The 1,418-nt window shown below is 56.1% G+C and carries 1 other annotated feature (running past one end of the window).

From position 1 onward, the window contains the following. Window positions 1–23: 23 nt before the first annotated feature. Window positions 24–1,418, bottom strand: a sequence feature (mutual gap in cmsearch alignment for this rRNA model is longer than 100); it runs 1,641 nt beyond the window's last position.

Below are 1,418 nucleotides of genomic sequence, written 5' to 3'. Positions count from 1 at the left end.
CAACACAGTGGACGCGAGCAACTGAGGACAAGCCCTCGGCCTATTAGTACCAGTCACCTCCACACCTTGCGGTGCTTCCAGATCTGGCCTATCAACCCAGTCGTCTACTGGGAGCCTTACCCTCTCAAGGAGGTGGGAATACTCATCTCGAAGCAGGCTTCCCGCTTAGATGCTTTCAGCGGTTATCCCTCCCGAACGTAGCCAACCAGCCATGCCCTTGGCAGGACAACTGGCACACCAGAGGTTCGTCCGTCCCGGTCCTCTCGTACTAGGGACAGCCCTTCTCAATATTCCTACGCGCACAGCGGATAGGGACCGAACTGTCTCACGACGTTCTAAACCCAGCTCGCGTACCGCTTTAATGGGCGAACAGCCCAACCCTTGGGACCGACTCCAGCCCCAGGATGCGACGAGCCGACATCGAGGTGCCAAACCATCCCGTCGATATGGACTCTTGGGGAAGATCAGCCTGTTATCCCCGGGGTACCTTTTATCCGTTGAGCGACGGCGCTTCCACAAGCCACCGCCGGATCACTAGTCCCGACTTTCGTCCCTGCTCGACCCGTCGGTCTCACAGTCAAGCTCCCTTGTGCACTTACACTCAACACCTGATTACCAACCAGGCTGAGGGAACCTTTGGGCGCCTCCGTTACTCTTTAGGAGGCAACCGCCCCAGTTAAACTACCCATCAGACACTGTCCCTGATCCGGATCACGGACCCAGGTTAGACATCCAGCACGACCAGAGTGGTATTTCAACGGCGACTCCACAACAGCTGGCGCTGCCGCTTCAAAGTCTCCCACCTATCCTACACAAGCCGAACCGAACACCAATATCAAACTGTAGTAAAGGTCCCGGGGTCTTTCCGTCCTGCTGCGCGAAACGAGCATCTTTACTCGTAGTGCAATTTCACCGGGCCTATGGTTGAGACAGTCGAGAAGTCGTTACGCCATTCGTGCAGGTCGGAACTTACCCGACAAGGAATTTCGCTACCTTAGGATGGTTATAGTTACCACCGCCGTTTACTGGCGCTTAAGTTCTCAGCTTCGCACACCCGAAAGTGCACTAACCGGTCCCCTTAACGTTCCAGCACCGGGCAGGCGTCAGTCCGTATACATCGCCTTACGGCTTCGCACGGACCTGTGTTTTTAGTAAACAGTCGCTTCTCGCTGGTCTCTGCGGCCACCCCCAGCTCAAGGAGCAAGTCCTCTCACCAGTGATGGCCCCCCTTCTCCCGAAGTTACGGGGGCATTTTGCCGAGTTCCTTAACCATAGTTCACCCGAACGCCTCGGTATTCTCTACCTGACCACCTGAGTCGGTTTAGGGTACGGGCCGCCATGAAACTCGCTAGAGGCTTTTCTCGACAGCATAGGATCATCCACTTCACCACAATCGGCTCGGCATCAGGTCTCAGCCT

It is taken from the genome of Streptomyces sp. NPDC029292, assembly GCF_055569295.1.
This window is presented reverse-complemented; position numbering and strand designations above follow the sequence as displayed.